Source organism: Labrenzia sp. 011, assembly GCF_003075075.1.
Lineage (GTDB): Bacteria > Pseudomonadota > Alphaproteobacteria > Rhizobiales > Stappiaceae > Roseibium.
This window is the reverse complement of sequence record NZ_QCYM01000030.1, coordinates 1-24,543: the sequence shown is the minus strand read 5'-3', so window position 1 is coordinate 24,543 and position 24,543 is coordinate 1. Positions and strand designations below refer to the sequence as shown.

Genomic DNA, 24,543 nt, shown 5'->3' with positions numbered 1-24,543 from the left:
CCTGATGGTCTGGACCCTCTCCTTCGATCCCTTGCTGCCCCTGTGGGCGCTCTATGCCGGCATTGCCGTCGCGCTTGTTGTCGCAGCCGTGACGGGTTTCCTCAGGCTGCGCGGCTGGGTGTTGCGGGCCGGGACCATGGCCCTTCTGCTTCTGGCCCTGGCCAATCCGGCCGTTGAGCGCGAGGACCGCGCGCCCCTGACCAGCGTCGTCGCTCTGGTCGTCGACAAGAGCCAGAGCCAGCGCCTCGCCGACCGCGAGTCGACCACAGAGCAGGCCGCGCAAGTCCTGCAGGAACGCATCGAAGCGCTGGAGGGTTTCGAGACCCGCGTCGTTGAAGCCCGCAATTCCGGGTCCGGAGACGGGACGGAAATCTTCCGCACCCTGTCGAACGGCCTGGCGGACGTGCCTCCCGAGCGGGTCGGCGGCGTCATTGTCGTCACCGACGGCCAGATCCACGACATCCCGGAAAATGCCGGAGCACTCGGTTTCGACGCTCCCGTGCATGGCCTGATCACAGGCACATCCGATGAACGCGACCGGCGCATCGTCCTCGAGAAGGCGCCGAGGTTCGGTCTCGTGGGGTCGGAGCAGACGGTCAGTCTCACTGTGGTCGATCACGGCCAGGGAACCGGGCCGGGCGACGACGTGCGCGTCACCGTCAAGCGCGACGGCAATGTCGTCACCCGGCGCACCGCCCGCACAGGTGAGAAGATCGACATTCCCGTCGAGATCGCCCATGGCGGCGACAATATCTTCGAATTCGAAGCCGAGCCCCTGGACGACGAACTGACCACACTCAACAACCGCGCCGTGGTCACGATCGACGGCATTCGGGAAAACCTGCGTGTCCTGCTTGTGTCCGGGTCTCCCCATGCGGGGGAACGCACCTGGCGCAACCTGCTCAAGTCCGACGCCTCGGTTGACCTCGTCCATTTCACCATCCTGCGTCCACCCGAAAAGCAGGACGGCACGCCCATCAATCAGCTCTCGCTGATCGCCTTCCCGACCCGCGAGCTCTTCTCCGTCAAGATCGACGAATTCGACCTGATCATCTTCGACCGCTATGTGCGGCGCGGCGTCCTGCCGATGCTCTATTTCGACAATATCGCCAACTATGTGCGCAATGGCGGCGCCGTTCTGCTGGCCGGCGGCCCGGACTACGCCGAAGGCGGAAGTCTCTACAGAACCCCGCTCGCGCCCATCCTTCCGGCCCGGCCGACGGGCACGGTTCTGGAACAGCCCTTCCATGCCACGCTGGCCGATCTTGGAAAACGGCACCCCGTCACCCGGGGACTGCCCGGCGCGGAACAGGATCCGCCGGCCTGGAGCCGCTGGTTCCGGGCGGTCGATACCGAACTCGATGCCGGACAGGCCTTGATGTCCGGACCGGGCGACACGCCGCTGCTTGTCCTGAACCGGGAAGGGGAAGGCCGGGTGGCCATGCTGCTTTCGGATCATGTCTGGCTGTGGGCGCGCGGCTTCGAGGGTGGCGGGCCGCATGTGCCGCTGTTGCGCCGTCTGGCCCACTGGCTGATGCAGGAACCGGACCTGGAGGAAGAGGCGCTCAATGTGTCGCTTCGCGGAACCGAACTGGTTATCGAACGCCAGACCCTTGGGGAAACCGTCGGTGATGTCAGTGTCGTCTCGCCTTCCGGCGAGCAATGGGACATCGCCATGAGCGAACAGGAACCCGGCCTGTGGCGCGGCGCCCTGCCGGTCAGCGAAACGGGGCTTTTCTCCGTCACGGACGGGGAAATGAATGCGCTCATTCATGTCGGCCCCCAGAATCCGCGCGAATATACCGACGTCCTGTCCACGACCGACGTTCTGGCCCCGGTCAGCGAAGCCACCGGCGGCGCCTCCCGGCGCCTGCGGGATGTCGGCGGGGACCTCGACTTGCCGCGCATCGTCTCCATGCGCCCTTCTGCCAGCTATGCCGGCAACGGCTGGATCGGACTGAAGGCCACGGAGGCCAGCGTCCTCAATGGCGTCGACCGCTATCCCCTGATGATCGGCCTGCTGGGCCTTGCCCTTCTGCTCGGCGCCCTGTCACTGACCTGGTACCGCGAGGGACGGTAGCGCGGCTCGCTCCGAGCGTATCCACTGGCAGGAAAACTAGGGTGTGGCCTCACAGATGTTCAGGCCGCCATGCACCGCGCCTTCAGGCATCTCGCTGCCGTTCAGCAGGGCGATCAGCAGACGGGCCGGATCGACCGGACCGGGCAGCGTGATGCGACCGAAAGGCACTTGCTGAAAGCCGAAGGGGCTGTAATAGGGCGCATCTCCCACCAGCAGGACCGCCTTTTCGCCGGCGACAGAGGCCGCATCCATGGCCGTGCGCATCAGCGCCTTGCCGAGGCCGCGGTTCTTGAAATCGGGAGAGACGGTCAGAGGACCGAGAAGCAGCGCCCCGATGTCACCGATGGTGATCGGCGTCAACCGGATGGAGCCCGCCACCTGCGGCCCCATGACACCGACAAAGGACAGGTCCGGCCGATGCGGGATATTTTCCCTCAGACGGAAAGCGGTCCGGGCAAAGCGTCCCGGTCCGAAGGCTTCGGCCTGGAGGGTTTCGATTTCGGTGGCGTCGGATGCGTCTTCGGGCCGGATAACCCAGGCGTTCTGTTTCATGTGTCTGTACCCAGCAGGCAGTCTTCAGGAAAGGCGCGCCTGCCGATGGCCCAGATGAAACGTCTCAGGGGGTTCCGGGATCAGGTCAGCCGCGACGGTGCGGACGAGAAAATTCTCGTCGGCTGGTTCGTCGTCGGAGTGTCAGACCTGCGGTCATTTTTCCCAGTCTTCAATGATCGCGCGGGAACCTTTGAAAGACCCCCGGCATTTCCTTCGTATGAGGCCAAGCGGTTACCACGCAATCCCATATCAGGTCCAGCGCTTTTTGCGCTCCGGGACTGTTCACTGTTTGCGAACAAACCATTCAGCCGATTGAATTTCACGACACGCGCACGACGTAGTGCGGTATCGAAGGAAAACCTTTCGGCGGTCGAGCGACTTTCGAAAATTTCCGCAACTCGAAATCGACCGGACCGGTTTGAGGGGATCGCCCCTGACACCGGGCCGGTTCCGGGAGCACGATATGGGCTTATTGATTGACGGGGTCTGGAAGGACCAATGGTACGACACCAGTTCAACGGGCGGACGCTTTGTGCGCAAGGAGTCTTCCTTCCGGAACTGGATCACCGCCGACGGCAGTGCCGGTCCCAGCGGTTCCGCCGGCTTCAGGGCCGAGCCGGACCGGTATCACCTCTTTGTCTCCTACGCCTGCCCCTGGGCACATCGCACCATGATATTCCGCAGGCTGAAGGGCCTGGAAGATCTCGTCTCCATGTCGGCCGTTCAGCCGCTGATGCTGGAAAACGGCTGGGAGTTCGCAGAGCCCGACCCGCTCACCGGTGCGAATTATGCCTGGCACATCTATGTGAAGGCGGATCCGCACTATACCGGCCGCGCCACGGTCCCGATCCTCTGGGACAAGCGGGAAAACACGATCGTCAGCAACGAATCTTCCGAGATCATCCGGATGTTCAACACCGCTTTCGACGGCCTCACCGGCTCGACACTGGACTTCTACCCCGAGGAACTGCGCGAGGAGATCGATGCGATCAACGAACGTGTCTATCACACGGTCAACAACGGGGTGTACAAGTCAGGCTTCGCCACCACCCAGGAAGCCTACGAGGAAGCGGTGTTTGCCGTGTTCGAAACACTGGAGGCCCTGGAGGAACGGCTCTCCCGGCAGCGCTATCTTGCCGGCGGCCGCATCACGGAAGCCGACTGGCGCCTGTTCACGACGCTCGTGCGTTTCGACGCGGTCTATGCCACCCACTTCAAATGCAACATCCGCCGCATCGAGGACTATCCCGCCCTGTCGAACTATCTGCGCGAGCTCTACCAGGTACCCGGCATTGCCGAGACGGTGGATATGGCGACGATCAAGCAGCATTATTACGGCTCCCAGGAAAGCATCAATCCGTATCGCATCGTTCCGGCCGGACCGGTCCTCGATTTTCTGAGACCCCACGACAGGAACCGCCTGAAAGCGGCGGCCTGAACCCGGGCGTCACGCGGCGGCGGTCAGGATACGGGGCGGCGGCTCACCAGTTGCCGTCCGCCGGGTAGACACCGCTCCGGAATTCCTCCAGGCGGCGGGCGGTTGCCGGCGTGGTCCCTTCCGGCAGGTGCTCCGGTACGAAAAACCCCGCCTCCAGAATTTCGGCCCCCGGCTTCAGGAAGCTGTCGGTTTCCGTCCAGTCCGCGAGATGAAACAGACCGACATGATCGCGGCCCGTGGCGTCCTTGTTCAGATAGACGTTCAGCAGGAGCGGTCGCCCGGCGGCAGCGATGCCGGTTTCCTCGAGAACTTCCCGGCAGGCAGCGTTCTCCAGCGTTTCTCCCGGCTCGACGCCTCCCCCTGGCAGATACCATCCCGTGACATAACTGTGCCGGACCAGCAGGACCCGCTTGCGTTCGTCCTCGACGATCACCCTGACGCCCAGCGTATAGGGATTGCGGACGAGGCCGACACCCTGGATCAGCCGTGTCGTCCACCGCTTCGGCAGAAATGACAGGAGTCTCAACATCCGGAGAAAAGTACAGTGCCGAATGATGAAGTAAAACTTAATTAACCCATGCATTCCCTGCAGGGCAGACCCATAAGAATAACGCTCCTCATTTGATCAATGACTGCATATGTAATGTGCAACTTGATGAATTCGCGGGCACTCACAACGATGGCCTGCCCCTGAAGGAAAAACCCGATGTTCAACGCCCTGTTCGGCAAACGCCGCATCCGCCGCAGCCACTACCAGTGGAAACCGGCTATCGATCTCAGCAATCCGCGGATTGCCGCTGCCCTCGCAACCTTCCCGACCAACTACTAGGTTCGGTCGGAGCACCAACGGAGAGAAGAGATGTTCGGCTTCGTCAATGTTGTAGGCGCCACCTTGCGCGAGACCACCCGGACTGTTGCCGGGTCTGCTTCCGGAACGGGCAAGTCCGCGAAGCGTCGGGGCAAAGCGTCCAGAACCTCTGCCTGAGCGATAAGATAATTTCCCGAATATTCAGGGCGCCGCGTTATTTCCCTTGACGCGGCGCCCTTTGCTTTGAAGATGCGCCCCCATGTTCAAGCTCGCGCATCTTTCCGATCCCCATCTGGGGCCCCTGCCTGACCCGAAGCTTCTGCAGCTGTTTTCCAAACGGTTGCTCGGTTACCTGAACTGGCACCGCAACCGCTCGAAAATCATGGGTGGAAACTATCTCGACCAGCTTGTCGAGGACATGAAGGTCCAGGCGCCGGACCACATCGCCGTCACGGGCGATCTGGTGAATATCGCCCTTCCCCTGGAAATCTCCGGTGCGCGAACCTGGCTGGAGGACGTCGGCGAGCCTCAAGACGTGTCCGTCGTGCCGGGCAATCACGACGCCTATGTTCCCGGAGCCGTCCGCAAGGCGCGCAGCGCCTGGTGGCCCTATATGTCCGGCGACGGCGCCCGGGACACCCCGTCCGAAAGCGGCAGGCCCGAAGCCTCCTTCCCCTATGTGCGCAAGCGCGACGGCATCGCCCTCATCGGTGTCACCACGGGGCGCGCCAGCGCTCCCTGGTTCGCGACGGGCAGGGTCGGCAGCAGCCAGAGCAAGCGCCTCAGGAAAATACTGGCGGACCTTGGCGAAGAGAAGCTGTTCCGCGTGGTGATGCTGCACCACCCGCCGTTCAGGAACGCCACCCGCTGGCACAAGCGGCTGTCGGATGCCTCCCGGGTGCGGGCAGTCGTCAAGCAGGCCGGCGCCGAGCTGATCCTGCACGGTCACACCCATATCCCCAGCTTCGACAGTATCGACGGTCCCAACGGCCCGGTTGCGGTTGTCGGCGTCCCCTCGGCGACCAGCGCGCCCGGAGGTCGCAAACCGGCCGCCCGCTACAATCTGTTCAAGATCGAAAAGGCGGCTTCGGGCTGGACCTGCCGGATGGAAGAGCACGGTTTTTCCGAACCGGACAGGCCCGTCGCCCTGCTGGAGCAACGCACGGTCACCATTCCCGCAAGAACCTGATTTCATACATCAGGCGTCTGCACTCCCTCATGGCAGAAGAATAATCCGGACGTAAGCGGAGGCGGGCGACGTCAGCCCTGCGCGGCAGGACACAGGCGCCATGCCGCCTCACGACGGGGCGGCACGGCCTCACAGCGGGTTGGCGAACCAGGCAAAGGCGACAAGACCGACGACACCGGCGGCGATGCCGATGCCGAAAGCCCCGGCCACGGCCAGCCAGGGCGTGCGGCTTTCGCTGACCCGAACCACCTTCGAATCCAGCGCGACCTGGCGCAGCCGGTTGTTGAGCCAGTCGCCCTCCAGCGCCTTTTCCCGCTCCAGCACCCGTTCGGCGATATATTCGGTCAGGCAATCGGCCATGTCGTCGATATTCGCCGTTTCCAGAATGACGACGCGCCCGAGGCGCGTGTCCTTCAGAAACCGGTAGGTGCGCCGGTCACCGCCGACAGCCACATGGCTGGTGGCATCGATCCACAGGCGCGGCGTGGAGCCGGAAATGATCTGCAGCGAGAACTGGTCGTCGTCGTCAGGGATCTCCCTGAACACGTCCTTGAGCTCGTCGGCCAGCATATCCAGCCGAGCCCGTTCGGTTTCCTGCAGCTCCACCACCACGTCCGAGCGCTCGACTTCGCCGAGCTGAACCTTGCGGATCGCATCGCGCAAGGATCGCATGCGCGTATGGGGGACGACGTTATCCTGCATTTCAGACATGAGGCGCCTGACTCCGTTCTTTTTGCCGCTGGTGCCTAGAGTCCTAACCGACTCTCAAGGCGGGAAAACAGGCTTGCGGCCCTTCCCCTGCGGCTATCCACCGGCATTGATCCAAACATGGTTAATCGAGATTAGGAGATTTTTAACTCTGAGACCAGCGGCGCCGCGCTGGCCTGCGCCCTATTCATGGGTTATGCAGAGACAATTCGCAGAATTCCGGGAGTTTCGCCATGAACGTCGACGGAAAAAAATATCGCACCATCTGGCTCGCCCCGGACGGTGAATCTGTCGAAATTATCGACCAGACGAAATTTCCCTATGCATTCGAAATCGCGAAACTCCGCACGATGGAAGACGCGGCCCATGCGATTCGCGTTATGCAGGTGCGCGGCGCTCCCCTGATCGGGGCGACCGCCGCCTATGGTGTCGCCCTGGCCATGCGCGCCGACCCGTCCGACGCCGCGCTTCACGCCGCCTGTTCGGCCCTGCTGGAGACCCGCCCGACCGCCGTCAACCTGCATTGGGCGCTGGATCGTGCACGCAAGTCGCTCATTCGGGTTGCGCCGGAAAGCCGAGCGGAAGCCGCCTTCGCCCTCGCCGCCGGCATCTGCGACGAAGACATCGCCAACAACATGGCCATCGGCATGCACGGCATGGAGCTGATCGCCGACATCGCCCGGACCAAGCGCGAGGGCGAACCGGTCAACATTCTCACCCATTGCAACGCCGGCTGGCTGGCGGCCGTCGACTGGGGCACGGCAACGGCGCCGGTCTACATGTGTCACGAGGGCGGCATTCCGGTCCATGTGTGGGTCGACGAAACCCGCCCGCGCAACCAGGGCGCCTTCCTGACTGCCTGGGAACTCGGACATCACGGCGTGCCGCACACGGTGATCGCCGACAATGCCGGCGGACATCTCATGCAGCATGGCGAGGTGGACATCGTCATCGTCGGCACCGACCGTACGACGGCGACGGGCGATGTCTGCAACAAGATCGGAACCTATCTCAAGGCCCTGGCCGCCCGCGACTGCGACGTCCCCTTCTATGTCGCCCTCCCCTCGCCGACCATCGACTTTTCCCTGTCCGACGGCGTGCGGGACATTCCCATCGAGGAGCGCAGCGGCGCGGAAGTCAGCCGCATGACCGGACGAACCGACGCGGGCAGCATCGAGACGATCAGCGTCGTCGCGGAGGGATCGCCGGTCGGCAATCCCGCTTTCGACGTCACCCCCGCCCGTCTGGTAACCGGCCTGATCACGGAACGCGGCGTGCTAGCCGCCAACCGGCAGGCCATTGCCAAGGCCTTTCCCGAACGGGTGAAGGCCAGTGCCTGAAGCGGCTGCAGGTCTCAGCCGATGACCGGCACATGCGGTGCATTGCTTCTGGGATAAATCCCCATGAGGCGCGGGTCGTCGGCGATTTCGATCGACCTCTTGCAGGGCCTGAAACCGCAGGACATGTAGAACCCGAGTGCCTGGGGACTGTCGGCGGTGCAGGTATGCAGCCAGAGCCGCCGGGTCTGAGGACGCGCCCAGGCCATCTCGACGGCCCGGGCCATCAGCCAGCGGCCCGTTCCCGAGCCGATCGCCTCCGGTTTCAGACCGAAATAGGAAATCTCCGGCTCTTCCGGGATCGCGTAGTTGAGTTCCAGCGTCCCCACCGGCGCCCCCTCGCGCAGGGGGAGGAAATTCTCGCGCGCCGGTTCGGCAAGCTTCCTTTCCAGGGTGTCATCGTCGAGCACCAGCCGGCCGAACCAGATCCAGTCCGCCCCCACCTCCCGGAAAAGCCTGCGATAGGCCTCCACATCCGTGGATGCCCACCGTTCCAGCGTGAGATCGTCCCTTGCGGGCGCCAGCGGCGCATCGGGCGCCTTCAGCATTTCGAGATGCGTCACCACGACGGCGATCTTCCCGTCGGGAACATCCGTGAATCCATCCATGTTGAGTGTCTGTTCCGGCATCTTGTCTCCATCGGCACTGAGCGGTGTTTTCGCGCTTATACCAGCCGATATCACCGCAGCACAGTGAGGGAGGATTGCCAGTGTCAGCCGCCCGCGCGGACATGGAACCGGACGCGATTGCGTTTGTTTCCAGTGCTGCGCGCAGGTTTGCGTATTGCAAGCGGTTAACGCGTCATTAACGCTGTTGTGGGAGGGTCTTTGCGTATCCAGGAAAGATGCATTGATGGCAACAGTCGGAAATTATGTCCAGCGGGACTATCACAAGACCTACAGTTCGCAAAAAACCTCGACCTGGTCGGACTACAACAAGTCCTGGGGTTCGCGGCGCGCGGCTGCCGCCGAGAAAATGCAGCAGCTGCGAAGCATTGCAAGCACCTTCAGCACCATAGGCACCCAGGCCTCCCAGGCGAACACCGCCTTCCTGATTCAGAACATGGGCACCCAGAGTGGCTACGCCAGCCCGACCGCGGTCATGTCCCGCATCAATGTCGTGATCTGAACCGGCTTCTCCCGAACCAAACCGAACCGTCAGATGGACCCGATCGTCTTCAGCTTGATGCGCGGATGGACTTCCGCCTGACTCATGATGGTCGTATGGGCGCGGAAGCGTTCGACGATCGACCGCACGAACGGCCGAGTCAGCGGCGAGGTCAGCAGAACGGGAACCTCGCCCATCTGTGCCGCTTCCTCGAAAGCATCCCTTACCTTGCCAACGAATTCCTGCAGCTTGCTCGGCTGCATGGCAAGCTGACGGTCGTCGCCTTCGCCGACAATCGATTCAAGAAACGCCTGTTCCCACTGCGGTGACAGGGCGATCAAAGGCAGGTAACCGCCCGGCGCGAGATTGGCCGCGCAGATCTGCCGCCCGAGCCGCGAACGCACGTGTTCCGCGATGGTGTCGGTGTTGCGGCTCATGCCGGTTGCCTCCGACACCCCTTCCAGGATCGTGCCCAGGTCGCGAATGGAAATCCGTTCGTTGAGCAGCGCCTGCAGGACCCGCTGGACACCGGAGACGGTGATCTGCGAGGGAACAAGATCCTCGACCAGCTTGGCCTGCTCTCCGCGCAGTTCCTTCAGGAGCTTCTGGACGTCGCCATAAGTCAGGAGTTCACTGATGTTGGCCTTGATCGTTTCCGTCAGATGCGTGGACAGCACCGTCGCCGGATCGACCACCGTGTAGCCGCGCAGGGACGCATCCTCGCGGTACTGGGCTTCCACCCAGGTCGCGGGCAGGCCGAAGGTCGGTTCCGTCGTATGCGTGCCGGGCAGTTTCACCTGACCGCCGGCCGGATCCATCACCATATAATGGTTCGGATAGAGAATGCCGCGGCCAGCCTCCACTTCCTTGACCTTGATGACATAGTCGTTGGCGCCGAGCTGAATATTGTCGAGAATGCGCACGGGCGGCATGATGACCCCCATGTCACCGGCGATCTGGCGGCGCAGCGCCTTGATCTGCTCGGTCAATATGTCGGCTTCTCCCTGCGCCTTGCCATTGATCAGCGGCAGCAGCGCATATCCCAGTTCGATCCGCAGTTCGTCCATCTTGAGCGCGTCGGTAATCGGCGGCTCCGGCACCGGCTTGGGCGCATCGTCGACGGCCTTCTTCTGCGCGACCTTCGTCGCCTCGCGTTTTTTCTTTGCCCCGACCTGATAGGCCAGATACCCCGCCAGACCGGCGAGTCCGAGAAACGGGACCATCGGCATGCCCGGCAGCAAGGCCAGGATGACCATCACCATCGCCGACATGCCCAGCGCCTTGGGATAGCCCGTGAACTGGCTGGTCAGCGCCTTGTCGGCCGCGCCATGCACGCCGGCCTTGGACACGAGCAGGCCGGCGGCTGTGGAGACGATCAGTGCCGGAATCTGCGACACAAGACCGTCACCGATGGTCAGCAGTGTGTAGTTGTTGGCCGCCTCCGAGAAGGTCAGCTCCATCTGTGCGACACCGATGAAGATGCCGCCGAGAATGTTGATGAAGGTGATCAACAGGCCCGCGATGGCATCGCCGCGCACGAATTTCGAGGCACCGTCCATGGCGCCGAAGAAGGAACTTTCGTCTTCCAGCACCTTGCGGCGGGACTTGGCTTCCGTCTCGTCGATCAGTCCGGCGGACAGATCCGCGTCGATCGCCATCTGCTTGCCGGGCATCGCGTCGAGCGTGAAGCGCGCGGCCACTTCGGCGATACGGCCCGAACCCTTGGTGATGACGACGAAGTTCACGATCACCAGGATCGCGAACACGATGATCCCGATGACGAAATTCCCGCCCATGACAAGATTGCCGAAGGACTGGATGACGTTGCCCGCCGCCGCCGTCCCCTCGTGGCCGTTCGCCAGGATCAGGCGCGTGGAGGCGATGTTCAGTCCCAGCCGCAACATGGTGGCGATCAGCAGGACGGTCGGAAACGACGAGAATTCCAGCGGTCGCTGGATGAACAGGCCGGTCATCAGGACCATGACCGAGAAGATGATCGACACCGCCAGGAACATGTCCAGCATCACCGGCGGCATGGGCAGGATCAGAAGGGTGAGGATCACCAGAATGCCGGTGGCAAGCCCCACATCCCCGGTGCGCATGGTGTCGATCAGCTCACGGATGCTCGGCAGGCCGCCAGCGGCCGCAGCCGGCTGGACTGCCGCCTGCTGCTCTGCCGGAGGGCCGCTCGCCCCGCCCTGTTCGCCTGCTGCCGTGTCCGACATTCCCTGCTTCACTTCCTGGATCGGCCCGCGGTCCCTTCTGCGGGAAAGCGGAAAACCGATCGGTCCTAGACTGCCGGGGCATCGCCTGCGCGACTATGCGAAGACAGGATGCTCCCGGGTGTTCATGGTCAGTTCATGGCCGCGGCCAAATCCGTTGTCTTCCCTCAGGCCCGCGCTTCGCCGGGACCGGGAACCCTGATCCCTTCATCAGTATATTGATTCAGCTTGTTGCGCAGGGTCCGGATGGAAATACCCAGAATTTTTGCCGCATGGGTCCGGTTTCCCAGACAATGGTCGAGGGTGTCGAGGATGAGGTCGCGTTCCACATCCGCCACCGTCCGCCCGACAAAGGAGCGGCTGACGGCTTCCGCCGTCTGTGCCGCCCGTTCGGCTGGCCCCCGGGCGACCGACAGCGGAGAGCCGTCCGGCATGCGGATCGCCTCCACGCCGATTTCCTCGCCCGATGCCAGAAGCACCGCCCGATGCATCGTGTTTTCCAGTTCGCGCACGTTCCCGGGCCAGAGATTGGTCATCAGGGCGTGTCGGGCATCCGCCGCAAGCGAGCGCACCGGCACGCCGTTCGTCTCGGAATAGTGATTGATGAAGAATTGCGCCAGTTCCATGATATCCGCCGGGCGCTCGCGCAGGGGCGGCAGCTTCAGGTTCACCACATTCAGTCGGAACAGAAGGTCTTCGCGGAACAGGCCCTGACGCACGCTTTCCGCAAGGTCCCGGTTGGAGGTCGCCAGAATGCGGATATTGACCGGCACCGGCCGCGTTCCGCCCACCCGGTCGATCACCCGTTCCTGGATGGCACGCAGCAGCTTGGCCTGAAGGCGGACGTCCATTTCGGAAATTTCATCCAGCAGCAGCGTGCCGCCGTCGGCTTCCTCGAACTTGCCGATCCTGCGGGCAACCGCGCCGGTGAAGGCGCCCTTCTCATGGCCGAACAGCTCCGATTCCAGCAGATGCTCGGGGATCGCCGCGCAATTGATCGATATGAATGGCCGGGAGGCCCGGTTCGAACACTTGTGCACGTGACGCGCGATGACTTCCTTGCCGGTTCCCGATTCGCCGGTAATCAGAACGGAAGCCTCGGAGGGCGCCACCTGCTCGGCGAGCTTGACCACCGTTGCCATGGCCTCGTCCCGGTAGATCAGGTCGCCACGTTCCTGGGCGACCGCTGCCAGAACGGCGGCAATCATCTCCGGATCCGGGGGCAGGGGAATATATTCCTTTGCGCCGGCACGGATCGCCGAGACGGCCGCCTGGGCGTCCGTTTCAACGCCACAGGCCACCACCGGAACATGAACCCGTTCGTTCTGAAGCTTGGCGATCAGCCCGGCGATGTCCAGGTGAACCTCGACCAGCAGAAGATCCGCCCCGCGTCCGGAGCGAAGAACCTTCATGGCTCCTTCGATGTCATCTGCATGCGTTACCTGCGCACCGCCCTGCATCGCCATCTTGGACGCGGTCGTCAGCTGGCCTCCCAGGGTCCCGACAATTAACAGGCGCATCGGCTATCTTTCCTATCGATCCGTCTTGATGATTTCCGTCATGGTCACGCCGAGCTTGTCCTCGACAAGGACAACCTCTCCACGGGCAACCAGCCGGTCGTTCACATAAATATCAATGGCTTCACCGACTTTCCGGTCCAGTTCGAGAACCGTTCCGGAGGCCAGTTTCAGAAGCTCCGAGACATGCATTTTCGAATGTCCGAGAACCGCCGAGATGCGCACGGGAACATCGAAGACCGCTTCCAGATCGGCGGCAGACTGCGGCACCTGGATCTCGGCATCGGTGGCCTCGCGCTGGGGAACCTCGAGTTCGTCAAGCTGTATGTTGGTGTCTTGTTCGTCACTCATACGCCAGTATCCTTTTCCGCCGTCGGGCCGGAGGGCTGCCCCTGCTTGGCTGCGGCGCGTGCCCGCAGATAGGCCCGAATGCTCGTGTCGATCTCACCTTCAAGCGCTTTCCGGTCGCGCCGGATACCACCATCGGCCCATTCGATATGGCAGTCACCGCGGCTGATATCCGGTTCGCCGAGGATCACAAGCCGACCCTCGAATCCCTTTTCGTGAATGATCGGGTCCACCTGGGCCTTCAGAGCCTCGACATCCTTTTCCGCGATACGGATCACCAGATGCGGCGCCTTGCGCAGCGGCCCCAGGCATTCTGACACCAATGCCACGGTTTCCGCCAGCGGCTGACGGGCAATCAGGTGGGCGCAAAGGCGTCTAGCCACAAGAAATGCAAGGCTGACGGCTTCCTGCTCGCGGGCGGCCTGCTGATCGTCCAGGGACTGCAGCACCTCGCCCACGGCCCCCACCAGCTGCCCGACCTCCGCCGTCAGCAGCGTTTCCTGCTTCGTCTGAAGATCGGCAAGCGCCTTTACCCGCCCTTCCTCGAGCGCCTTGGCCCGCGCCTTGGCAAGCAGCTTCTCGTGCTCGGCGACCGTGATCATCGGAATCTCCGGTTCGGGCTGCACAACCACCTCCGGCTCCTCCGGTTCGGCGAAGTCGATGTTGAACAGGAATTTCGACGGGTTGGTCATGCTGCGCATTCTGTTTTCGCTACCTGCCGGATGACGCATCAGTAGATGATTTCATCGTCGCTCTTGGATTTGGAGATCATGATTTCGCCTTTCGCGGCGAGATCCTTCGCCTTGTTCACCATGCCTGTCTGCGCATCGTCCACGTCGCGCAGCCGGACCGGTCCGAGCGCCTCCATATCGTCCTGCAGGAGCTTCGCCGCGCGCGAGGACATGTTGCCGAAGAAGAATTCCCTGGCCGCATCGGTCGATCCCTTGAGCGCGATCGCCAGCTGATCCTTTTCCACGTGCCGCAACAGGGTCTGCGCGCTTGCCGCATCCAGCTTCATCAGGTCGTCGAAGGTGAACATCAGTGTCTTGATGCGGTCCGCCGCCTCGCGGTTGTCCTCTTCCAGGGCCGCCAGGAAGCGGGCTTCCGTCTGCCTGTCGAAATTGTTGAAGATCTCGGCCATCATCTCGTGACTGTCGCGGCGCGACGTGTTGGTCAGATTGGACATGAACTCCACACGCAGTGTCTGCTCGACCTTCTCCAGAACTTCCTTCTGGACCGCATCCATACGCAGCATGCGGCTGACAACTTCGAGCGCCAGTTCCTCCGGCAGGATCCCGAGCACCCTTGCCGCATGATCGGAATTGATCTTCGACAGCACCACCGCGACCGTTTGCGGGTATTCGTTCTTGAGGTAGTTGGCCAGAACGTTTTCCTGCACGTTCGAGAGCTTTTCCCACATGTTGCGTCCTGCAGGGCCGCGGATTTCCTCCATGATGACGGAAACCTTGTCTCCGGGCAGGAAACTGGCCAGAAGACGCTCGGTCGCATCGACATTACCGGTCAATGCGCCGGTGGAACTCACCCGGCGGACGAAATCCTTGAACAGGTTTTCAAGCATGTTCGGCGTCACCGGCCCGAGGTTCGCCATGGCGGCGGAAACCTGCCGCACCTCGATTTCATCGAGCTTTTCCCAGATCGGGGCTCCGTGGGCTTCGCCGAGCGCGAGCAACAGGACGGCAGCACGCTCGGCGCCCTTGAGTTCGCGCTCCTCTTCGTCCGCGCTGACCTGCAGCTGTTTTTGAAGTAGATCGTTCACCGTTTAAGCCGCCGCCTGTTGATCCAGCCAGCCGCGGACGATCGTCACCGCTTCCGTCGGATGGTCCTTGATCATTTCACCAACCTTGGTGATCGAGCTCGCCTGCATCGCACCTTCCTGCTTTGCCTGCTCAAGCCATTCGATCACGAATTCGTCTTCCGGATTCTCTTCCTTGGGAACTTCCGTTTCGATCACCAGGGTTCCGTCCGGCCCGATCATCAGCTCCTGGGGCTGCTTTTCCTCCGGCGTAACAATGCGGCGCAGCAGCGGACGGACAACGAAGAGCAGCAGCAGGATCGCGATCAGGGAAAGGACCCCGAGTTCCGCGAAGCGGACGATGTCGTCCCGCGTGAATTCGAACAGGCCGTCGCCCTCGGACAGCAGATCATCCTGCGGCGGCAGCGCGAATTGCAGGTTGACGACTTCCACCACATCTCCGCGCCCCTCGTTGAAGCCCACGGCAGAGCGCACCAGGACTGCAATCCTGTCGAGCGTTTCCTGGTCGCGCGGCGCATAGACCACATCGCCGTCCTCATTGGGCTCATAGGTCCCGTCGACCAGCACGGCCACGCTCAGGCGCTCCACCTGACCGGCCTCGATGATCTCCGTACGGGTGGAACGAGAGATCTCGTAATTGACGACCTCCTCGATCAGGTTGGTCGTATCCCTGTCGCCGCCCTGCTCGCCGCCCTGCTCGGCATTCGGCAACTGGTTGCCGACCGTTACCTGACCGTTCCGGCTGACGGCGGAGGATGCCTCTTCCTTGGACTGTGTCGAGCGCACCACCTGCCCGTCCGGATCGAATGTCTCCGTGGTTTCCGTGAGCCGGTTGTAGTCGATATCCGCATTCACCCGAACCCGGGCCCGGCCGGGGCCGACGACGGAATTCAGGATCTCCTCGATCTGGTTGCGCAGCCGGCTTTCCACGGCCACGGTCCGCTCCTGCAGCGATGCGGACACCAGACCATCCTCATCCGTGCCCGCGCCGGAGGCCAGCAGGCGGCCGCTTTCGTCGATGATCGAGACCCGGTCCGGCTCCAGCCCCTCGACGGCGGTGGCCACCAGATGCTGAACGGCGCGGATTTCACCCGGGCCGAGGGACCCGCGAACATTCAGGACAATGGAAGCGGAGGGTGGGCGACGATCCCGCTGGAACAGCTCGCGCTCCGGAATGACCAGATGGACCCGCGCCGAGCGGATACGATCCAGCGTCCCGATGGTGCGCGACAGTTCGCCTTCCATGGCGCGGAGATGATTGATGTTCTGAACGAAGCTCGTCGCGCCCAGGGTATCGGTCTTGTCGAAGATCTCGTAACCGATGGACCCGCCGGTCGGCAGACCTTCCGCAGCGAGCTGCATGCGCAGCCGGGCAACCTGTTCCCGGGGCACCAGAATGGTCGCTCCCTCGCGTTTCAACTCGAACTGGACCCCCTGGGATTCCAGCTGGGAGAGAACCGCCGCGGAATCCTCCAGCGTCAATTCGTTGTAGAGGGTCGTCATCTGCGGTGCGGTGACGCGCAGAATGATGAACGCGAACACCCCGATCAGGATCGCAGCGACAGCGCCCATCGCGGCAATACGTGCCGCGCCCAAAGTTTTGATGAATTCAACCAGTCCGTTCACGAATGCCCGCCCGCATCTGAAGCATGTTCTGCCGTTATTGTTGGAGTCGGTCAGACATGCCACACCTTCGATGGGCAAAATTTGCCGCCCGGGTGGTTAACAACTGGTTAACAAAACCTTACAGCCGGGGATGGATCGGCAGGTTTCCGCGCTTTCTCATACTGCAAAACGCAATTGAGGTGGGGAAAAACTGCCCACCTCATTAATGTTTGGATAAGTTTCCCGCGACGGGCGAAATAAAAAAGGCCGGCATGGCCGACCCTTTCCGGCGCATCCTGTGCGCCGTTCGTTTGTTCGCCGGGATCAGTTCCGGTATTGCTGAACCCGGGTCGCCCTCAAACCGGCCAGACCGTGCTTTTCGATCGAACTCTGCCAGGAGAGGAATTCCTCCACCGTCAGAGTGTATCTTTGGCAGGCCTCCTCAAGGGACAGAAGCCCCCCTCGAACGGCAGCGACCACCTCCGCCTTGCGACGGATGACCCATCGCTTGGTGGATGTTGGCGGCAAGTCTGCAATGGTAAGCGGACTGCCGTCAGGCCCGATAACATATTTAACACGCGAACGAATCTGTTCGGTCATTGTACTCTCACACTAACCATGACCAATGTAGACTTCAGACTACAGGTCGACGCTTAACAAACGCCTAAAGCAAAATTGTATTTTTATTAACTATAAAAGCTAAATTTAATGAATGATAATTAGGAATTGGCAAAGAAAATCATTCAATTGTTTAACACCAATATATGAATTCGTTAACCTTAAGTGCCCCACGTGCATTTTGCGACGCAATTCGAAGTACTTGCGCAGGAAGCGAGAGGCCGGATCCTCATTCTCGAGCGATTTGATGAACACCGGCACCCTGTCGCGAAGCGCATTTCGGCCCGCAAACACGGTGGAACGGCGGAAACCCCGCAGATAAAAATATATGAAAAAGAACGGAAAAAAGCTGCCGGACCGGCTTTCGGACGGCTGTTGAGCCGCCGCCGGGCCGATCCGCGCCTACAGCCGCCGACAGACCCTGCGTCTGCGGCCCCACAGCGACGTGACATCACACGGCCGATGCACGCTACGGCCTCCCGCACAGACGCCAGACCTCAAGCGCGGCCCGACGACACCATGGCCGGCCCTTGCGGGTCCGCAGGACAGAAGCCGCCGGCGGACCGTCTCGCACCGCTGCATATGGATATCGTGTGAAAAACGCCGGGGTATCCCGGGGCAGGCGTCATTGTCCGCCCGTTCCTGACCCCGGTCAGGCTCCTGCGCTGGCAACCAACCGGCACCGGGGCCGTCCCGGAACCGGTCATGCGCAGGAAGGAAGAGCCGTGACGGAACCGCGGCGGCATCGGGAGCACCAACGCCCAACAGGACATGCCGTCCCACCGGTCCCGGTGCGCGTATCCTGAAAGGAACCTAACTCGGCCTGGAAACCGAAGTCACCGAGCTTACGGGAATGTTGCTTCCGTTGACTTTCAGGATCGGTTCGCCGCTCGACCAGTCGACGCTGTCAACGACGCCCTTGATGGCGGTCGTCACGGGCTCCGCGCGGCTGGAGGCGTCCTGCATGCTGAAGGCGATGGAGTAGATGCCGTCGGCAGCATCCGTGCCGGCGTCGGTGCGCCCGTCCCAGATGAAGGTCCCCGACCCGGCATCAAGTTCAATATCGCCGCTGTAGACGACCGTCCCGGCGGTGTCATAGATGGCGAAAGTTCCTGTCGCATCTTCCTTGATGTCGTAGTTCCAGCTGGCCTCGCTGCCCGACAGCAGGGTGCTGGAGGCATCCGCGGACACTTCATTGCCGATATAGCTGACATAGCTCATGCTTTGATTGCTTTGCAGCGTGGCGATGATGCTCTCGAGGTTCTTGTTCTGCTGGATTCCCTGTTCCACGTTCGAATATTGCACCAGCTGACTGGTGTATTCGGCCGAATCCATCGGGTCGAGCGGGTCCTGGTTCTGGATCTGCGTCGTCAGGATGCTCAGGAACAGGTCGTAGCTGGCCATCAGCCCTTCCTGACTGGAGGCGCTTTGCGTCTGGGCGAGGGACGATGATGCCGAGGTAACCGTTGTCATGCTTCACTCCAAGGACGGATCTCCGTCCTGTTTCAGACCTTCATATCCAGTCCGCCGCGCTGCTGCGCGAGCGTCATCCGGACAATTTCTTCCAACATGGGGTCGACCTCCGCAGGTCCCCCTTCTGCCTGTTCCCGGCCGCTTCCCGCCCCCTGGTCCGGACGGCTGTCACCGGAGCCGAACTCGCGCCCGCCGTCCTGTTTCAGGGAAAACTGCAGATTGTCCGATCCCGGGTTGAGACCGGCGGCTTCCAGGGCCTTTTCGAGGCCGCGCTGATCGCGCAGGAACATGTCCAGCGTTTCGGGACGCTCGACGATCAGATGCGCATGCACGGCGCCGTCGGACGAGACCTTCATGTTGACCTCGACGCGGCCGAGCTCCGGCGGATCGAAGCGCATCTGGAAACGGGTCTGGCCGTTCTTGAGATTGCGGGCGATTTCCGCAGCCACCTGGGTGGCCACATGGGCGGACTGGCTCTGGTTCGGCGCCTGCAGGCTCTCCGTGCGCATCGCTCCGGTAAGCTCGCCGCCGCGCACGCTCGTCGCGCCCGCCTCTCCGGTCAGACTCAGGTCGGCGCCACTGCCGGCCAGATCCGCCTCATCGCCCGTCATCATGGCCGCGGCCGGAGCAGGTCCGGCAGCAGCCTGAGCCGCAGCGCCTCCCTCCGCCAGCCGCGCCTGGGGCCGCAGGGTATCCTCCGCTCCGGCAGGACCGGCAGTGGTGCGCTCGGCGCTCCTGTCAGTGATTGCCGGCGCATCCGGAGCCATCGGCTTCCCGTCGGCGTCAGCCGCATCCCCTGAAAGAGACTGACTCATACCAGCCCCGTCCGGACGGAGTGTCCTGGTGGTATCCGCCCCGGATTGGGCAGGCGACACCGCTCCGGCCCGAACCTGGGCATTTACGGGCTCCTCCGGCTCGGCAGCGGCCTCAGTGGTGCTACCGGCCTGCCGTCCCTGCGCGGCCACATCGGCGTTTCCGTCGGCCTGAGCGACATCAATGGCCGGCGTGCCTGTCTGCTGCGCGGCAACCGGCCCGTTCTGCGGACCGGATGGCTTTGCCTGCAGGTCTGTTTCCGCCTCACCCGCCGGAAGGGATGCCAGGGCATCCATGAGCCCACCGGCCGCACCCTGCGCCTGAGGAGAAACTGCGGAAGCCTGCGGCAGGGGCGCCGTCTGCGCCCTGAGTTCCCTGGGCAATTCGCTTTGCCATCTGCGTTCCGCCGGCCCGGCGGCCTGGCTACCCGAAGCGGTGACGTCCGGCATCTCCCCGGAAGTGCCCGTCATGCCCGCTCCTGTTGCCGGCACCTGCCCGGCACCGCCCGCCGTCCCGGCATCCCTCTTGGGAAGCCCTTCCGGCAGTCCGGAAACACCCTGCCCCGGCAGCGCGCCCCCGGGCATGCGCCCGCCGGCGCCTTCGCCGCCCTGAAGCGGCAAACGTCCGCCCCGGTCCGCCTCCCGGACACCGGCACCCGCACCGGCAAGCCCGTCCACAGACACTTGAGGTACCACTGCGGCAGGCACCGCCGGGGCAGGCTCCGCCACGGGCAGCACGAGCGCTGCGACCAGGCCGTCTTCGGAAAGGATATCTTCTGCCGGCTCGCCAGTGTCGTCGGCCGCAACGGGCTCGGCGCCCTCCCCGCCTTCCGGCAGTGGTGCGCCGCTCATCGCCGGACCGGCCGGACCTTGCGGCACATCGTCGACCAGCGGCGCATCGAGGCTGACCCTGATCCCTGCCGCGGCTCCGCGCACCGGCCCGTCGCTCCGGGCACCATCGCGCGGTGGAGTCCCGGAAGCATTCGCTCCCTGCCCGGCTTCGCTCGCGCCGAGCTCGACCGCGAAACCGGCACCGGCCGGTGCCTTGCCGTTGGGCCCCTGCTTCTGACCGGCGCCCTGCAAGGCACCGTTTCCGGCAGCCAGCGCCCCGGCGGAAACATCCGTAGTCAATCCAAATGGCAGCACCCGCGCCCCCGATCCTTTCGCCCGCCTCGCGGACACATCTCGTCTGCGAAAGGGAAAGCAAGCACCGGGCCAGTTTGGCCAGCCCATCCATCGATCTGTTTTCGTTGGGAAATTTTCGCCCTGCCGCGCGAAAGCGCCACGCACCGGGCGGCAAGCTTTGCCCATGCGGCAATGCGTGCCTGCCATGCGGACCATGGAATTGGCAGCGGCACGGCTTATCTGTATAGTGCCGCCAACCTGGAGATCGGACCACGCGCCGCATCTTGACGGCGCAAGGGCAGGAAACGCGGTTCATGCCGCCCTGCCGGTCAGGACACGAAACTTTCTGGAAGTGCAATTGATGCGAAACAGTCTGGACCTTCCCGGCCGCCCGGAAGACACGCGGGTCGTGGTCGCCATGTCCGGCGGCGTCGACAGTTCTGTCGTTGCCGCGCTGATGAAGGCGCAGGGATATGACGTCATCGGCGTCACGCTGCAGCTTTACGATCACGGCGCGGCCGTCAGCAAGGCGAAGTCCTGTTGCGCCGGCGTCGACATCCACGATGCGCGCCGCGCCGCGGAAACCATCGGCATCCCCCATTATGTGCTCGACTACGAAAGCCGCTTCAAGGAACAGGTGATGGACCGTTTCGCCGACAGCTATATCGCCGGCGAAACCCCGATCCCCTGTGTCTCCTGCAACCAGACGGTCAAGTTCACCGATCTCCTCAAGACCGCCCGGGATCTGGGCGCCGACGCCCTGGCCACCGGCCACTATGTCCGCTCCGCCCAGGCAGGCAACAGGCGCGCGCTGTACCGCCCCGCCGATCTCGACCGGGACCAGAGCTACTTCCTCTTCGCCACCACCCAGGAACAGCTGGATTTCGTCCGCTTCCCCCTTGGCGGCATGCCGAAGGCGAAGGTGCGCGAACTGGCCGCCGAATTCGGCCTTTCGGTGGCGAACAAGCCGGACAGCCAGGACATCTGCTTCGTGCCCGACGGCGACTACGCCGCCGTCATCCGCAAGCTGCGCCCCAATGCGGCCGAGCCCGGCGACATCGTCCATATGGACGGGCGGGTGCTGGGCGCCCATGAGGGCATCATCCATTTCACCATCGGTCAGCGCCGCGGCATCGGCGTCGCCACCGGCGAGCCGCTTTACGTGGTGCGCCTCGACCCGGAAACCCGCCGCGTGGTCGTCGGCCCGAGGGACGCCCTGGCGACCCGCACCATTCTCCTGCGCGAGCTCAACTGGATCGGCGACCAGCCGCTCGACGAGGGCGATGAGATCGAGATCTTCGCCAAGGTCCGCTCCACCCGCCCGCCCACACCGGCAACCCTGCGGATGCTGAACGGCAAGGCCTTTGTGGACCTGGCCAACGGCGAAACCGGCGTCGCTCCCGGCCAGGCCTGCGTCTTCTTCGACAATGACGACGAAACCGCCCGCGTCCTGGGCGGCGGCTGGATCCACAAGACCGAACGCACCGGCACCTGGGCGATCGATTTTCCACAGGCGGAAAGCCCGGTTTCCGCCGCCTGAAGGCAACGGCAAGACAAACCGGGCAGGCATCAATTCCCCGCTTGACGCCCGCCCGCAGCCTCACTATAAGCACCCCACATCGCGAGGGCCTTACGGCCCGCACCGCAGGATGGCGGAGTAGCTCAGCTGGTTAGAGCAGCGGAATCATAATCCGCGTGTCGGGGGTTCAAGTCCCTCCTCCGCTACCACCCACCTCAAAAGCCTTTGATTTACCTGCAAGATACTGTCTTGCAACACTTCTGTTTGGCAAAGTGGTACACATTCGTGGTACACTTGAGGCATGTCGGACATGTCTAAACCACGCTATTTGACCAAGGATACAAAGGGCCGGAAACTTCGCCGCCCTGTCCCGCAAGACATTCAAAAATACGTTGGAAAAACAGCTTGGGTCGAACGGTTGGGCTCTCTTAGTTGGAGCGATGCAGTCGAGCGAGCGCACCTCTTTGCAGTCGAGACAGATACAGAGATAAAGCGCTACCGAAAAGAAGCCCAACGAGCTCAAAGCCCAGCGCTACATATAGTCGATGAACCCGGGTGCAATTTTTCACTGATGGACCACGAAGTCGATCAACTGGCGCTTGTCTATTTCCACCGACGTGAACGCGATGCGGAAAGCGAAGGGGGATATTTGTTGGATGATAATGACCCACGCTTCAACGACCTGCTTAGCGATGCTCAGCACGATTTGGGAGACGCATTGAATGTTCAGAAAGGTGTCGACATAGGTCTTGTTGATGGGTCCCAAAAATCAAAACATTGGACCTGTCTAAATCTACTCGTGAAACATGGATATCTGGGGAAGGAAGCCATCCTTACGGAAAACGGGAAAAGATATCCGACAGAAGTGATTTCAAATCAGCGGTTTCAACGACTGTGCAAACTTATCGTTCGCGCCGATGTAGAGCGCGCGCGAAGGGTTGTTGAGGCCATGGAAAACGGCCAGCACCCCTCTCTATCCGACAGCTTCTTCGCAAGCGCCCTAAAGCCTGGTTTTGAGTTGGAGCAACCACTCAATCGAAGTAGAAAAACTATCGGCGATCTCGTTCGCAGTTATCGTGCACGCAGGGAAAAAGAAGTCGGCAGCTCCCGACTTTCACAACACAACATTGTTTTCCGCGTGTTGGAGGAAGAGCTGGGTAATGCGACTTTGCTAACAAACGTCGCGAGAGACCAATGCCAACAGTTAGCAGATCTATTTGTGCATATCCCCCCCCACGTTTCGCAACACTACAAAAGCAAGAAACTGCGACAAGCCGTAGAAGCGTACGAAGCTATAAATGGCAACAAGCCAAACCGTGTTTCTGAAGGTAGAAAAAACCTGGCAATTCTCCAGAAAGCGTTTGATCATGCCGTTCGCCAAGAGTGGATAGATCGCAATCCGGCCTCAAATGTCGAGATCGTCGGACCGAAGCGAGCAGCCAAATACTCCAATTCAAATGACGGCTACCAACCCTTCAGCACGGAAGAACTTCAACGAATTTTCTCCGCTCCGCTATACACTGGATGCCTAAACGACGAACATGGAGCAACCCGCTCCGGGCCCCACATCATCAAACGCCACCGCTACTGGGCACCATTGCTCGCGCTATGGACTGGCATGAGGATGAACGAGATCCTTCAGCTAGAGAAAGGTGATCTTCGGCAAGCTGACCGGATTTGGTACGTTTCTGTCAATGACACTGAAGAAATTGATTACGAACCGGACACTTTTGTGAAGAGGTTGAAAAACAAGAACTCAGAACGAGACATCCCGCTTCACCCGGAGCTTATTAGGTTTGGCTTCATCGACTGGGCAGACAAACAAGACAAGGGACGTTTGTTCCCTGAGGCTTCACAAGGGTTAGCCGACAAGCCATCAACAATGTTCTCGAAGAGGTTCAAAACCTTCCTTACGTCACTCGACATTTTGGTTCCGAGAAAAAAAGTCTTTCACAGCTTCAGAAGCAATTTCAACGATGCTCTTCGCGAAGCTGGTGTGCCTCAAGAATTCCGGGTAGCCATCAATGGATGGACTGAGCAAAATGCGATGGATGGACGATATGGCAAAGGGTATAAAGTCAGACAACTGTACGAGGAAATTCAAAAAGTCAAATATCCGAGTTTAGATTTAAGGAGCCTTTATCAAGCGGAACATTGATCCTTACCCAGCTCAATTAGAAAGTGACCAACACGCCATCTGTATAGATACTGACCGATCTGACTATCATTGATTTTTCTAGCCAATTCTCTGACAACGTTATTCGCATCAGCTCCTTGATTTCGGACTAAACTCCTAAGGACAATACTAGTT

At 61.9% G+C, this 24,543-nt stretch carries 21 protein-coding genes, 1 tRNA gene and 1 pseudogene; 10 read left to right on the top strand and 13 right to left on the bottom strand.

Annotation, left to right across the window (positions count from 1 at the left end; genetic code table 11):
- The first annotated feature begins 4 nt into the window (after nucleotides 1-4).
- Nucleotides 5-2,080, top strand: a complete 2,076-nt coding sequence (locus tag DCO57_RS20940; RefSeq protein ID WP_116700870.1) for a hypothetical protein — start codon at nucleotides 5-7, stop codon at nucleotides 2,078-2,080.
- A 36-nt stretch (nucleotides 2,081-2,116) separates the two neighbouring features.
- Here DCO57_RS20940 and DCO57_RS20935 read toward each other — a convergent pair whose 3' ends face one another.
- Nucleotides 2,117-2,632 (bottom strand): N-acetyltransferase, encoded by a 516-nt coding sequence (locus tag DCO57_RS20935; RefSeq protein WP_116700869.1) that lies wholly within the window; start codon nucleotides 2,630-2,632, stop codon nucleotides 2,117-2,119.
- 45 nt (nucleotides 2,633-2,677) lie between these two features.
- Here DCO57_RS20935 and DCO57_RS23365 point away from each other — a divergent pair, with 45 nt between their 5' ends.
- Together DCO57_RS23365 and DCO57_RS20930 are read left to right on the top strand one after the other, a co-directional pair.
- Complete coding sequence (locus DCO57_RS23365; RefSeq protein ID WP_133192721.1) at nucleotides 2,678-3,112, top strand: hypothetical protein; 435 nt, start codon at nucleotides 2,678-2,680, stop codon at nucleotides 3,110-3,112.
- Nucleotides 3,096-4,070, top strand: a complete 975-nt coding sequence (locus tag DCO57_RS20930) for a glutathione S-transferase family protein (protein WP_116700868.1) — start codon at nucleotides 3,096-3,098, stop codon at nucleotides 4,068-4,070. Before DCO57_RS23365 ends, DCO57_RS20930 begins: the two co-directional genes overlap by 17 nt.
- Before the next feature lie 43 nt (nucleotides 4,071-4,113).
- Here DCO57_RS20930 and DCO57_RS20925 read toward each other — a convergent pair whose 3' ends face one another.
- Nucleotides 4,114-4,599, bottom strand: coding sequence for an NUDIX domain-containing protein (locus tag DCO57_RS20925; protein WP_116700867.1), 486 nt, complete (start codon nucleotides 4,597-4,599; stop codon nucleotides 4,114-4,116).
- Nucleotides 4,600-4,776: 177 nt separating this feature from the next.
- Here DCO57_RS20925 and DCO57_RS24110 point away from each other — a divergent pair, with 177 nt between their 5' ends.
- Nucleotides 4,777-4,899 (top strand): hypothetical protein, encoded by a 123-nt coding sequence (locus DCO57_RS24110; RefSeq protein ID WP_279629142.1) that lies wholly within the window; start codon nucleotides 4,777-4,779, stop codon nucleotides 4,897-4,899.
- 238 nt (nucleotides 4,900-5,137) lie between these two features.
- Nucleotides 5,138-6,067 (top strand): metallophosphoesterase, encoded by a 930-nt coding sequence (locus DCO57_RS20920; protein WP_116700866.1) that lies wholly within the window; start codon nucleotides 5,138-5,140, stop codon nucleotides 6,065-6,067.
- Nucleotides 6,068-6,196: 129 nt separating this feature from the next.
- On the opposite strand, the gene DCO57_RS20915 is transcribed toward DCO57_RS20920, so the two are convergent.
- The gene (locus tag DCO57_RS20915) at nucleotides 6,197-6,778 is read right to left on the bottom strand and encodes a hypothetical protein (RefSeq protein WP_116700865.1); all 582 of its coding nucleotides are present in this window, start codon (nucleotides 6,776-6,778) and stop codon (nucleotides 6,197-6,199) included.
- A gap of 230 nt (nucleotides 6,779-7,008) precedes the next feature.
- On the opposite strand from DCO57_RS20915, the gene mtnA reads away from it, so the two are divergent.
- Nucleotides 7,009-8,115, top strand: a complete 1,107-nt coding sequence (gene mtnA, locus DCO57_RS20910; RefSeq protein ID WP_116700864.1) for an S-methyl-5-thioribose-1-phosphate isomerase — start codon at nucleotides 7,009-7,011, stop codon at nucleotides 8,113-8,115.
- 14 nt (nucleotides 8,116-8,129) lie between these two features.
- Here mtnA and DCO57_RS20905 read toward each other — a convergent pair whose 3' ends face one another.
- On the bottom strand, nucleotides 8,130-8,741 hold the full coding sequence (locus DCO57_RS20905) for a GNAT family N-acetyltransferase (protein WP_116700863.1): 612 nt from the start codon (nucleotides 8,739-8,741) through the stop codon (nucleotides 8,130-8,132).
- A 223-nt stretch (nucleotides 8,742-8,964) separates the two neighbouring features.
- On the opposite strand from DCO57_RS20905, the gene DCO57_RS20900 reads away from it, so the two are divergent.
- On the top strand, nucleotides 8,965-9,240 hold the full coding sequence (locus DCO57_RS20900) for a flagellar biosynthesis protein (RefSeq protein WP_116700862.1): 276 nt from the start codon (nucleotides 8,965-8,967) through the stop codon (nucleotides 9,238-9,240).
- Nucleotides 9,241-9,269: 29 nt separating this feature from the next.
- On the opposite strand, the gene flhA is transcribed toward DCO57_RS20900, so the two are convergent.
- The 9 genes from flhA to DCO57_RS20855 all read right to left on the bottom strand — a co-directional run bounded on the left by flhA (nucleotide 9,270) and on the right by DCO57_RS20855 (nucleotide 20,719).
- Entirely contained in the window at nucleotides 9,270-11,444 is a 2,175-nt protein-coding gene (flhA, locus tag DCO57_RS20895; protein WP_116700861.1) for a flagellar biosynthesis protein FlhA, read from the bottom strand.
- Nucleotides 11,445-11,608: 164 nt separating this feature from the next.
- Nucleotides 11,609-12,961 (bottom strand): sigma-54 dependent transcriptional regulator, encoded by a 1,353-nt coding sequence (locus DCO57_RS20890; RefSeq protein WP_116700860.1) that lies wholly within the window; start codon nucleotides 12,959-12,961, stop codon nucleotides 11,609-11,611.
- Nucleotides 12,962-12,973: 12 nt separating this feature from the next.
- A complete protein-coding gene (gene fliN / locus DCO57_RS20885; protein WP_116700859.1) occupies nucleotides 12,974-13,309 on the bottom strand; it encodes a flagellar motor switch protein FliN in 336 nt (111 codons plus the stop codon).
- Entirely contained in the window at nucleotides 13,306-14,007 is a 702-nt protein-coding gene (locus DCO57_RS20880) for a FliH/SctL family protein (protein WP_208978072.1), read from the bottom strand. The genes fliN and DCO57_RS20880 overlap by 4 nt, the downstream gene beginning before the upstream one ends.
- A 29-nt stretch (nucleotides 14,008-14,036) precedes the next feature.
- Complete coding sequence (fliG, locus tag DCO57_RS20875; protein WP_116700857.1) at nucleotides 14,037-15,083, bottom strand: flagellar motor switch protein FliG; 1,047 nt, start codon at nucleotides 15,081-15,083, stop codon at nucleotides 14,037-14,039.
- 3 nt (nucleotides 15,084-15,086) lie between these two features.
- Nucleotides 15,087-16,706, bottom strand: coding sequence for a flagellar basal-body MS-ring/collar protein FliF (gene fliF, locus DCO57_RS20870; RefSeq protein ID WP_116700885.1), 1,620 nt, complete (start codon nucleotides 16,704-16,706; stop codon nucleotides 15,087-15,089).
- Between the two features lie 303 nt (nucleotides 16,707-17,009).
- Entirely contained in the window at nucleotides 17,010-17,285 is a 276-nt protein-coding gene (locus tag DCO57_RS20865) for a DUF1153 domain-containing protein (RefSeq protein ID WP_068412649.1), read from the bottom strand.
- 831 nt (nucleotides 17,286-18,116) lie between these two features.
- Complete coding sequence (locus tag DCO57_RS20860) at nucleotides 18,117-18,776, bottom strand: flagellar hook capping FlgD N-terminal domain-containing protein (protein WP_116700856.1); 660 nt, start codon at nucleotides 18,774-18,776, stop codon at nucleotides 18,117-18,119.
- A gap of 32 nt (nucleotides 18,777-18,808) precedes the next feature.
- Nucleotides 18,809-20,719 (bottom strand): flagellar hook-length control protein FliK, encoded by a 1,911-nt coding sequence (locus DCO57_RS20855; RefSeq protein WP_165814800.1) that lies wholly within the window; start codon nucleotides 20,717-20,719, stop codon nucleotides 18,809-18,811.
- 352 nt (nucleotides 20,720-21,071) lie between these two features.
- On the opposite strand from DCO57_RS20855, the pseudogene mnmA reads away from it, so the two are divergent.
- The 3 genes and pseudogenes from mnmA to DCO57_RS20840 form a co-directional block, all read left to right on the top strand.
- Nucleotides 21,072-22,264: pseudogene (mnmA, locus tag DCO57_RS20850) on the top strand (tRNA 2-thiouridine(34) synthase MnmA); the annotation flags it as partial.
- A 100-nt stretch (nucleotides 22,265-22,364) separates the two neighbouring features.
- Nucleotides 22,365-22,441 (top strand) — tRNA-Met (locus DCO57_RS20845).
- Between the two features lie 101 nt (nucleotides 22,442-22,542).
- Complete coding sequence (locus DCO57_RS20840; protein WP_165814799.1) at nucleotides 22,543-24,390, top strand: site-specific integrase; 1,848 nt, start codon at nucleotides 22,543-22,545, stop codon at nucleotides 24,388-24,390.
- Nucleotides 24,391-24,543 lie beyond the last annotated feature (153 nt).

Excerpts from the sequence above, each read along its gene's own strand:
- DCO57_RS20915 (WP_116700865.1), bottom strand. The coding sequence starts at position 6,778 with ATGTCTGAAATGCAGGATAACGTCGTCCCCCATACGCGCATGCGATCC.
- mtnA (WP_116700864.1), top strand. The coding sequence starts at position 7,009 with ATGAACGTCGACGGAAAAAAATATCGCACCATCTGGCTCGCCCCGGAC.
- DCO57_RS20940 (WP_116700870.1), top strand. The coding sequence starts at position 5 with ATGGTCTGGACCCTCTCCTTCGATCCCTTGCTGCCCCTGTGGGCGCTC.
- DCO57_RS20840 (WP_165814799.1), top strand. The coding sequence starts at position 22,543 with ATGTCTAAACCACGCTATTTGACCAAGGATACAAAGGGCCGGAAACTT.
- fliN (WP_116700859.1), bottom strand. The coding sequence starts at position 13,309 with ATGAGTGACGAACAAGACACCAACATACAGCTTGACGAACTCGAGGTT.
- DCO57_RS20890 (WP_116700860.1), bottom strand. The coding sequence starts at position 12,961 with ATGCGCCTGTTAATTGTCGGGACCCTGGGAGGCCAGCTGACGACCGCG.
- DCO57_RS20930 (WP_116700868.1), top strand. The coding sequence starts at position 3,096 with ATGGGCTTATTGATTGACGGGGTCTGGAAGGACCAATGGTACGACACC.
- DCO57_RS20865 (WP_068412649.1), bottom strand. The coding sequence starts at position 17,285 with ATGACCGAACAGATTCGTTCGCGTGTTAAATATGTTATCGGGCCTGAC.
- DCO57_RS20860 (WP_116700856.1), bottom strand. The coding sequence starts at position 18,776 with ATGACAACGGTTACCTCGGCATCATCGTCCCTCGCCCAGACGCAAAGC.
- DCO57_RS20905 (WP_116700863.1), bottom strand. The coding sequence starts at position 8,741 with ATGCCGGAACAGACACTCAACATGGATGGATTCACGGATGTTCCCGAC.
- DCO57_RS20935 (WP_116700869.1), bottom strand. The coding sequence starts at position 2,632 with ATGAAACAGAACGCCTGGGTTATCCGGCCCGAAGACGCATCCGACGCC.
- DCO57_RS20925 (WP_116700867.1), bottom strand. The coding sequence starts at position 4,599 with ATGTTGAGACTCCTGTCATTTCTGCCGAAGCGGTGGACGACACGGCTG.
- DCO57_RS20900 (WP_116700862.1), top strand. The coding sequence starts at position 8,965 with ATGGCAACAGTCGGAAATTATGTCCAGCGGGACTATCACAAGACCTAC.
- DCO57_RS23365 (WP_133192721.1), top strand. The coding sequence starts at position 2,678 with ATGGCCCAGATGAAACGTCTCAGGGGGTTCCGGGATCAGGTCAGCCGC.
- flhA (WP_116700861.1), bottom strand. The coding sequence starts at position 11,444 with ATGTCGGACACGGCAGCAGGCGAACAGGGCGGGGCGAGCGGCCCTCCG.
- DCO57_RS24110 (WP_279629142.1), top strand. The coding sequence starts at position 4,777 with ATGTTCAACGCCCTGTTCGGCAAACGCCGCATCCGCCGCAGCCACTAC.
- DCO57_RS20880 (WP_208978072.1), bottom strand. The coding sequence starts at position 14,007 with ATGCGCAGCATGACCAACCCGTCGAAATTCCTGTTCAACATCGACTTC.
- DCO57_RS20920 (WP_116700866.1), top strand. The coding sequence starts at position 5,138 with ATGTTCAAGCTCGCGCATCTTTCCGATCCCCATCTGGGGCCCCTGCCT.